This is a genomic window from uncultured Nostoc sp., assembly GCF_964245575.1.
Lineage (GTDB): Bacteria > Cyanobacteriota > Cyanobacteriia > Cyanobacteriales > Nostocaceae > Nostoc.
The window spans coordinates 115,191-124,803 of record NZ_CAXTNP010000001.1; the positions used below are offsets into that span (position 1 = coordinate 115,191).

6 protein-coding genes are annotated in these 9,613 nt (G+C 39.7%); 3 read left to right on the top strand and 3 right to left on the bottom strand.

Features of this window, described 5'->3' with window-relative positions; all coding sequences use genetic code 11:
* Positions 1-1,334: 1,334 nt before the first annotated feature.
* The gene (locus ACFFAP_RS00380) at positions 1,335-2,504 is read left to right on the top strand and encodes a helix-turn-helix domain-containing protein (protein ID WP_375509355.1); all 1,170 of its coding nucleotides are present in this window, start codon (positions 1,335-1,337) and stop codon (positions 2,502-2,504) included.
* A 30-nt stretch (positions 2,505-2,534) separates the two neighbouring features.
* Here ACFFAP_RS00380 and ACFFAP_RS00385 read toward each other — a convergent pair whose 3' ends face one another.
* Positions 2,535-3,224, bottom strand: coding sequence for a CPBP family intramembrane glutamic endopeptidase (locus ACFFAP_RS00385; RefSeq protein WP_375509356.1), 690 nt, complete (start codon positions 3,222-3,224; stop codon positions 2,535-2,537).
* A gap of 389 nt (positions 3,225-3,613) precedes the next feature.
* Between ACFFAP_RS00385 and glpK the strand changes: the two genes are divergently transcribed.
* On the top strand, positions 3,614-5,122 hold the full coding sequence (glpK, locus tag ACFFAP_RS00390; RefSeq protein ID WP_375509357.1) for a glycerol kinase GlpK: 1,509 nt from the start codon (positions 3,614-3,616) through the stop codon (positions 5,120-5,122).
* Between the two features lie 414 nt (positions 5,123-5,536).
* Here the strand turns inward: glpK and ACFFAP_RS00395 are convergent, their stop codons facing one another.
* Complete coding sequence (locus tag ACFFAP_RS00395; protein WP_375509358.1) at positions 5,537-6,706, bottom strand: choice-of-anchor tandem repeat GloVer-containing protein; 1,170 nt, start codon at positions 6,704-6,706, stop codon at positions 5,537-5,539.
* Between the two features lie 938 nt (positions 6,707-7,644).
* Here ACFFAP_RS00395 and argC point away from each other — a divergent pair.
* Complete coding sequence (gene argC / locus ACFFAP_RS00400) at positions 7,645-8,637, top strand: N-acetyl-gamma-glutamyl-phosphate reductase (protein ID WP_375509363.1); 993 nt, start codon at positions 7,645-7,647, stop codon at positions 8,635-8,637.
* Positions 8,638-9,425: 788 nt separating this feature from the next.
* Here the strand turns inward: argC and ACFFAP_RS00405 are convergent.
* On the bottom strand, positions 9,426-9,613 hold a 188-nt coding region (locus tag ACFFAP_RS00405; protein ID WP_375509359.1), incomplete at its 5' end, for a hypothetical protein.

The window sequence follows — 9,613 nt, forward strand, 5'->3', positions numbered from 1 at the left end:
CGCTCGTTGTCCATTCTCAATCAAAACGCAGTTTTAGCGAGAATATTAAAAGCGATTTTGTTAAGTCTCCCTAACTCCTCAGTGTCTAAGATGGTTATAGAACAGGGCTTTCAAGTTTGTAAAGAAAGATGTGGGTAAAGCATAGCCGTGAGTTCAAAGAGGGAAGACTTTGACTTTCGTCAAAGGCGGGGTGAGGTTAAAAACCATATTTGGATGTTATTTAATTCACATTCCTAAGTTAATACAGCAGTTTTCAGTTATTTAAACCACGACTGAGACAAAGAGTAGTGAGTTGGGAGTCGTGTAGTTCAATTATTTGATAAGCGCTGTAAACTGAAGTAAGTAAAAAAAGTGAATACATGAGATTTTATAGTATTTACACCTCATCCATCACTCCTTATAACTTGCGCGTTAATAAGCTGTTACGCATTTTTAAATTACAACAGCTTACTGGTTGATTTATCCTCTAACTAAAGAGGCGGATAATTGTTAAGTTACTATGTGAGTTTCTATACAAGTATTTTTAACTTATTAATATCCATTAGTTTTACTCTTGCTTATGCCAGATAGTTCCTTAATAGATTTGTGAAAATCGAAAAGCTCAGATTTCCGACTTTTCTAAGAAGTCGGGAATCTTTTTGTTCAAATAAATGTATTCATAAGCACAAATAAACTTAACTTAGACTATATATCTTTGGTAGTAGTAGCTTGATGCTTGTGAGGGAAGTTGGGGAAAAGATTATCAGTTATTCTGAGTAATCATGGAAACAATTATTATTAGCACTAAATCATTCATTGGGAGAATGAGAAAGTGGGTTAAACAAGAATAGAAACTTTAAGTTGAGATCCAGGGTTTTCTAACTGTGCTGTTTTATCTAATTTCTCTGCAAGCCATAATTGTGACTGGCTTATAAGTTTAATCACAAATTAGCCTAATCTGAGGTCAGCAGATTTTGGATTCGTATTTAGCTGAGTTTAACAAATCTTCCCACTATAGGTATAAATAATACTTAGCAAAATGCTGTAAGCTTTTTTCTAAAAAAGCATCTGAGTGCAAAAGTTATCAATGGACACTCTTTAATTCCCTAGATTCAATCTGCTTTGATTATCTAGGTTAAATGCAATACATGTCATTTACAGAACTATACCACCTGTAGTGCTATAAGACATAAATTGTTGAAAACTTAGAATAGACATACTTTTATAGGTTCTATTGAATAATAATTGCAGTTTAGAACTAGTTTAAATTATAATATTAAATGCGGCAATTTTTACAATAATTTACCTAGTAGATTTTTTGCTTCAACTCTGCAAGTAAGTAGCGGGAATTTAAGGTGAACATAGAAAAATTTATCCAACGCTCAGAAACATTGCACAATCGTTTAGCAGATTTATACCAAACTGCTAGTGTATTACCTTGGATTTCACCAGAGCTGCTACCGCAAGCATTTAAGGAACTTTATAACACCTCAAAGGTAGTGCAGTTAGCAGCAGAGGAACTCCATCAGCAAAATGAGGAACTAATACAGACACGGAATTGCTTAGAAAAAGAACGCCAATACTATCAAGAATTATTCGAGTTTGCGCCTGACGCTTATTTAGTGACTAATACAGAAGGAATCATCCAAGAAGCTAACTTCAACGCAGCTAAATTGCTCAATGTTTCAAAGCAATTTTTGGTGGGCAAACCCATGATTAACTTCGTCCCTCTAGAAGAACATCAGCACCTTCGTAGCGAACTTATCGAACTATCTCAATCAGACAGAGTTAAAGAGCTATTGATACCCTTGCAACAACGTCATGGTGAGTTATTTGATGCAGCTTTGACAGTGGCAGTTGCCCGGAATCCGCACGGTAAGGCTACCTCTTTACGCTGGGTGTTACGTAATATTTCTGAACGCAAAGGATTAGAATCAGCAGTAGTCAAAAATGATAGCGATCTCTTGTACGATCGCGCTGTGCATAAATATTCTAAAGGAGAAACTATTCCCCTTAACCCATTAATAATTTTGTATGTTTGTCAGGGTTTGGTCAAACTTAGTACTTACTGTGAAACGGGTGAAGAGGTTTTAATAGGATTGGCAACAGCAGAAATGGTTTTTGGCTCTAGTTTGACATCTCTAAACATTTACCAAGCAACAGCCCTCTCTGATGTTAAGTTAGTGTCAATTTACGCAGCAGAGATAGCAGCTTCCCCCAACTTTAGCCATATCCTTTTACCAAAAATTAATCAGCGCTTACGGCAAACAGAATCTTTTTTAGTCATTAGTGGAAGACGACGGGTACAAGAGCGCTTGCAGCATCTATTACAACTTTTGAAAAAAGAAGTTGGTGAAACTGTGCCGGGGGGAACTCGTTTAAGTGTTCGCTTTACTCACGAAGATATTGCTAGCGCTTGCTGCACTACCAGGGTAACAATTACACGATTGATCGGCAAATTACAAGAAGAAGGTGTAATCAGTTTTGATTTAAAAAAACACATTATATTGAGAAATTTTGATTAATTACTTTGCTGTAGATTGATAACATCTTTGTTAAGCAAAAATAAGTTGCCAGCCAATCAGTAAAATTGCTATATCTGCAAAAATGTGGCTGATGTATCCAGGCCAGATTGAGCAATAAGTTAAGTAGCACCATGACCAAATCGCCCCTGCTAAGAACACGCCCAATGAGCATAATGTTGTTGCACGCCAGTCGAAGTAAGCTGCTAAACCAACAATGTGATGAATCGTAAAAAACAGTGCAGACAGTACTACAGCTAAAGGACTCGATACCAACATTTCACATTTGCGATAGACAAACCAACGCCAGACAATTTCCTCAAGTAAAGAATTGACAAATATCCAGTACGCTGAACCTATTAAGTAAACCACAAAACTGCCCAATCCAAGTTGCTTTGCTCTATCACGAACATATTCAACATCTATCCACTTTGCGCCCAGCAGCCAATAAACAATCAACATGATGCATAGCATCAGTAGCCCTAATCCGACTCCAGTTAACAACTCGCGTCTTTTAGGATATTGAACTTTTAAATTCTCTTTATCGATAAATAACAACCAAATAATGGGTAGTACCAACATCCAGATTTTAGATAATAAAGCTACTAAATTTCCTGTCAAGCCGGGGAGCATATACAGTTGAGCTGCAACACCAATGCTCGGAACTGGCACAAGCAATAACAGAGCTAGTAGTGCATTTCGATTTAGGTGAAGTTTGAACATGCTAAAGTTTTGTTGTCTTTTGATAGTTTTAACTTTTACTATTACTATTACTTTTGATATGCGAAGTATAAAATTTAGTATCGTAATTAAACTTGAATAAAGTGACACTTTGTACGTTGTCACAGAAATTAATACTAAAACTAAGATGAAGTTGTGTGTAATATTCCCTCGATCGCAGCATTTATATAATGATTTTTTGTGTCGAGCTACTTACACCTAATTAAAATGCACAGCGTCCTGCAACGTTGTGAAGGATCTGGGATTTGAGGCGGACACAGCAAAGTAAGCGCAATGCTATCGCAACAGGGAACTCAAAATGTACCCAAAATAATGTATATCTAATTTGACGTGTATTGCTAAAATCGCCTACGCAGCATGTCAAAGCAGCTATGCACATACTTGGCAACACAACTCCATCATTGGGCTACATCTTAGCACTGGACTTAGGTACAACAGGCAACCGCGCCTTTGTATTTAACACAGACGGCAAGATTGTTGGGCAGGCATACAAAGAACTAACTCAGTATTATCCTCAGCCCGGATGGTTAGAACATGACCCTCAACAAATCTGGCAGGATACGTGTTGGGTGATGCAAACCGCAATTGGCAATGCCCAGATTACTCCATCTGCGATCGCAGCCTTGGGACTGACTGTACAGCGCGAAACCTGTTTGATTTGGGACAAAACTACTGGTAAACCACTCCATAAAGCGATTGTCTGGCAAGATCGCCGTACTGCTCCCCTTTGCCACCAATTACAAGAGCAAGGTTATGCTAATGAAATTTATGATCGCACCGGATTAATCATCGATGCCTACTTTTCTGCTACTAAGTTCAGGTGGCTATTAGACAAGTTTACAGATGTTGACCTAAACAATGTCTTAGCAGGCACTATTGATACCTGGGTGCTGTGGAACCTCACAGGTGGCAAAGTCCATGCTACTGACCACAGCAACGCCAGCCGGACAATGTTGATGAATCTCAAAACCTTTGAGTGGGATGAGAATTTACTTGAACTATTTCAGATTCCGGCGCATATTTTGCCCCAGATTCAGCCTAGTTTAGGAGTATTTGGAGTCACTCATGCTACTTTGTTGGGCGCTGAGATTCCGATTACTGCCATCTTGGGGGATCAACAAGCTGCTCTATTTGGTCATGGCTGCGATCGCCCCGGTTTAATGAAATGTACTTATGGCACTGGTACCTTTTTGCTCGCTCATACAGGTGATCAAATTGTGCGGTCGCACCATCAACTTATTTCCACAGTGGCATGGACACAAGCAAATCCAAGGGGAACTTTAGATGTAGGCTATGGCTTAGAAGGTAGTATGTTTACTAGTGGAGCTTGTATTCAATGGTTACGCGATCGCCTGAAGCTGATTAAAACTGCTGCTGAAAGTGAAGCAATGGCAAATCAGGTAACAGATAATGGTGGAGTCTACTTTGTACCTGCATTTAGTGGACTGGGCGCACCTTACTGGGATATGAGCGCAAGGGGAGCCTTTTTCGGTATTACCGCCAGTGTACAACCAGAGCATCTAGTTCGCGCCGTGTTGGAAGCGATCGCTTATCAAGTTCTGGAGGTAATGCAAGCGATTAATGCATCTAGCAGTACTCCAGTTGGGCGATTAACGGTAGATGGCGGTGCCTGCGAGAATAATTTTCTGATGCAGTTCCAGGCTGATGTTTTAGGTATTCCAGTTGAACGTCCAATAATGCGCGATACGACCGTTCAAGGTGCAGCATTTGCAGCAGGTTTAGCTCTAGGATTTTGGGAGAGCTATGAAGCACTTGTGGAACAACGGCAAATTGAACGTGTGTTTGAGCCGGGGAGCGATGCCCCATTGTCCAACTTTGCTACTTGGCAAAAGGCAGTGAAACGCACTCTCGCTTGGTAAGAGTAGCCCTAGTTCGGATCAGCTCTTGAGGCAGGGGAGGCAGGGGAAGAAAAAGAGTTATTGGACAATAATTCTTCCTCCCCCTGCTCAAGAACTACTCATCTTAACAGGTAACTTTATTAACAGAACCGTATTGAGAATAGCCTTTCATAAAAAACGAGTTCTTTAGCTGAACAATTAACGGTGGAAACACTTGCAATTATCATTGTTGAAGCACAAAAATCAGATTGTACTTTTGATATCTCAGTAACAATCTGATTAATTGTTTTGCTCCATCATGAAGCTATTTGGTTATCTGCGAATGTCTTTTCCACTTTCAGATAGTCTATAAGCATAACTATCTGAAAATGGAAAAATCCACATTTTTCTAATCTACCTTCTACTATTTATTTGGCAGGTAGATTGTATTTGAAGCTATGGTGTAAATTTAAACACGGTTCCTTGTCCAGAAGCACCACCAGTAGAGGTGGTACCATAAAATGCACCATTAGCAAGTTGAATTAGGGTAGACTCTGGCGTTGCCCCATTCGTGCCATTAAAACTAAATAACAAAGTGAGGGTTCCTCCAGTCGTCAACCGATAGATGGCTCCTTTATTATTTGCACCACCTGTAGAAGTTGTCCCATAGAAGTTACCATCGCTTCCTTTTGTGACTGCAGCTGTGGGGTTGGCCCCATTAGTGCCATTAAAACTGGCAACTAAAACCGGTGTACCGCCACCGAGCGGAACCTTGAATATAGTTCCTTTATTACTGGCTCCACCCAGATAAGTTGTGCCATAGAGAAATCCACTAGATTCAGTTAATCCAGACCGGGGACTTTGCCCATTAGCACCACTAAAGCTATATGAAGTTATTGCTCCTGCGGGAGTTAATTTGTATGCCACACCCTTATTACTTGCTCCACCTGCTGAGGCGGTGCCATAGTAGTTTTTGTCACTAGCTAATTGCAACCTTGCTAATGGAGTTGCTCCATTAGTACCGTTGAAGTTAACTACCGTAGTGGGGACACCACCAGTCAGAGGAATCTTGAATACAGTTCCTTTATTGTTGACCCCACCGGCAGAAGTTGTCCCCACCAAATTCTTGCCATCGCTATCTGAAATCAATCGACCTGCTGGGTTGGCTCCATTAGTGCCATTGAAATTTAAAAGAGTTGTCAGGGTTGTAAAAGTTGTTTTTCCCAACTTAAACACCGTACCGAGGTTATTTGTACCACCTGTAAAGTTTACACCATATAGATTGTCATCACTTGCCTGGAATAATCTAGCAATTGGGTTAGTTCCATTGGTTCCAGTGAAGTTAACTAGTGTGGTCAGAGTACTTAAAGTAGAACCAGTTAATTTGAATGCTGTTCCTTTATCTTGCGAACCACCTGCGGAAGTGGTTCCATAAAGATTGCCATCCTTGCCTGCAAACACACCTGCTCTTGGGTTCGCTCCATTAGTAGTGTTGAAATTTACAACAGTCGTTAATGTTTGTGCAGAGGCTTGTGGCAATGGCAATACTAATGGAGACGCCAAGACAGCCAGAGAAGTTAAAATCAATACGCTATTTTTGCTTTGACGTTGTTTGCACAGATTCATCTTGTTCACTTAACTCCTACAAAAATTTGCTCAGACACCAACCCGAAATAAATCTCCAGCCTAATTTTTAAGACTGCTCCGCCGAACGTGGTTTCACTGTGGGCGTAGTCGCTTATTCCTTTTAATAAGGCTGGAGATTTATTTTTATGGATCTCCCTCAGACTGGGGATAGCGATTCTCGTATGGATGCAATCCACTATGGGGCGCAAGACTTTGCACTCCTCAATAGATATGTATTCCATACAATTGAAAACAGCTAGAATGACTTGAACTAACGGATTCTGTAGTATCTTATGTCACACTTTTTTGTGATATAAGATACTTATAAATTCGTTATTTCAACTAGCTATTTAGTGAAAAATCACCAGAAATTTTGGTATATCTTGGTCAGGAAGAATTTAGAAATCCCCTGACTGCCTATACCGCAATGGCTGTATTCACACTTAAGTTAATTGCTGAAAATGAGATCATTTATGATTTCGTTCAGTAACATAACATACTGATTATTTTTTAGATGTCGTGAGCAACACAAAAAACTTAAATTTAACTTTTACCTCTGCTATAACAATCCGATTTTATTTTTGAAAAAAACTAAGGGAGAATACCAGTTGAGTGATACAATCAATTTTTGGTATTTTCTAAAAATATTTGTTTTAATTTATAGGACTTATGCATTGACAAAAAATACTAAATATGGATAACTTTAAAAACCACATCTTTTGTAAGGGCACAGCATTGCTGTACCCTTACAGCATGGTCTATTTCCGATCGCAGGATAATTAAGAAAAGCCTGAAATAACCTCAAGATAGTTAATGCACATCACGATGCATTTGTACAGTGCGTAAGTCCTAAATTAATATAATTCATTTACTAGAGATCAAGTAAGTATTAATCGGTCAAAATAATACTACTCACAGATCAGGATGCTGGACGCATGATTACTAAACCTAAGATTTTCATTGATGGCGAATCAGGAACCACAGGCTTACAGATTTACTCACGCCTCAATCAACGGGATGATATCGAGTTAGTTAGCATTGAAGCATCTAAACGTAAGGATGCAACTGAGCGAACTAAACTAATTAATGCCGTCGATGTTGTCATTCTCTGCCTACCTGATGATGCAGCCCGGGAAGCTGTTAGCTTAGTAAGTAGTACTACGGTTAAGATCCTTGATGCTAGTAGTGCCCATCGCACAGCTAATAACTGGGTATATGGTTTTCCTGAACTAAATCCAGGACAGCGAGAGAAAATTGCCAGCGCCCAGTATGTCAGCAATCCGGGCTGTTATCCCACAGGATTTTTAGCCTGTATCCGTCCGTTGATTGCCAAGGGAATTTTAAAGAGTAATTTTCCCATCACCGTTAATGCAGTGTCAGGTTACTCTGGTGGCGGAAAGAATCTGATCAAACAATACCATACCTTCCACGAACAGGAAGCTGGAGCAGAGTCGCTCTATCCTTATGGTATCTACGGTTTGCAGTTTGGACATAAGCACGTCAAGGAAATGCATTATTACTCAGAGTTAGCATCGCCGCCGCTATTCGTACCTGCCGTAGGGGATTTTGAGCAAGGTATGCTGGTTCAAGTGCCTTTGCCGTTAGGAACTTTGGATAATCCACCATCAGGTGAGGTTATTCATCAAGTAATTGTTAACTACTACCAAAGTGAAAAATTCGTGCAGGTTGCTCCATACCAAGATTCTACTCTGCTGCGAGACGGAATATTTCTAGATGCGATGTCTACGACGGGCTACGCCTACGCAATCAACGGCACTAATATTGTTCAAGTTTTTGTATTCGCCAATGACACTACCAAAGAAGCCTTGCTAGTTGCTCGTCTCGACAACTTGGGCAAAGGCGCATCGGGAGCCGCAATCCAGAACTTAAACATCATGCTAGGCTTTCCAGAAGAGTTGGGATTGTTATGAAAGAACGTTAAGCAATAGGAAAAAAGCAGTAGGACTTTTACTCCATGTTTAATGACTAATGGTTTGTGCTAGACAGCAATAACTATAGCAATCCGATTTGATTCGGTGAATTACTCGTAGAGACTCAATACTTGGGACTGGAGACTGGGGACTGGGGACTGGGGACTGGAGACTGGGGACTGGGAAAAAAGAATAAAGGTGTACTGAGTTTTTTTCACGCAATCAAATATGAGTCCTATATTATGAGTGTGTAAATTGCTCATTTGAAAAAGCAAAAAGGCAAATTGAGAAAGCAATCTGCCTTTTTGCTTACTGAATATACGGAAATGAATGCGCGATATACCGAAATGAGAAAGCATTCAAGCATTTGAGAAAGCAATATGCCTTTTTGCTTGCTGAATCTACCGAAATGAGAAAGCAATCAAGCATTTTGAGAAAGCAATATGCCTTTTTGCTTGCTAAATATACTGAAATGAGAAAGCAATATGCCTTTTTGCTTATTGAAATCGACTTAAGCAATAATTTGCATAATTAGGGCGGGCAAGACTAATACCAAATCACAAAAATCCTGATATATATAGATTTATCGTAGGGGCATGGCAAAGACAAGCCCTACTGGCGTATTTGTATTATTAAAGTGAAATTGTATGAGGCGTGAGCGCTCAGTCAAACGCTGCTCACCCTACAAAACTTTAATTGAATGTGCGATCGCACCAACTCGCGAAGCATTAGGCAAGTCCTAAATAATTCCATATTTGGACAAACGGCTCTTGCTTACGCTCAACATATTACGAGATAGGTCTAATTGGGTAATCGCTGGTCTTACGGGTAGTTCCAATATAAACTTTAGATTCTCCAGTAGCTAAGTCAAGAGACTTGATCTTGCCCCCTAGTCCACAAGAAAGTATGACATTGCGCTGCCAGTCAAGTCGCTTCTCGAAATTAAAAATTAAAAATATAAAATTAAAAATTGCAA